We start from the raw sequence: 439 nt of genomic DNA, 5'->3' as shown, positions 1-439 counted from the left end.
CGACGACCAGCGCCCCGAAGATGAACACCGACCCGAAGGCGAACTCGACCGTCGCAACGCCCTCATCACGGCGCGCAAGACGTCGGCCAATCCGCACCAGCCTCCTCATCGGATCAGCGCCACCAGCACGCCCGCCTGCTGGGCGCCGAGGCCCGGGCAAGCGGTTGCACCCACCGCGCCGCCGCTCAGCGTCACGGTGCTCGCGATCAGCATGAAGCACCCGCCCCCGCCGCCGATGCTCGCGCCGCCGCTGAACGAGACCGCGGAATTGGGAACGTAGAAGGCGCCCTGGTACACCACGCCGGCGCCAGCGCCGATCGTCGTCGGCTGAGACGTGAGAGAGGCGAAGAGAAGGTTCGGGATCATCCCCTCGCTGTCGTCCTCCGGCGCCCGCAACTGCGAAATGGCTCCGCCCGCCAAGTTCACGCGTCCTCCTGCG

At 69.7% G+C, this 439-nt stretch carries 1 protein-coding gene; it reads right to left on the bottom strand.

The window, feature by feature from the left end:
* Positions 1–105: 105 nt before the first annotated feature.
* Positions 106–439, bottom strand: a 334-nt coding sequence (locus AC2JF9_RS09450) for a hypothetical protein (protein WP_500727261.1), incomplete at its 5' end; no start/stop codon positions are given.

Source organism: Lactobacillus sp. C449L (assembly GCF_059900815.1).
This window is presented reverse-complemented; position numbering and strand designations above follow the sequence as displayed.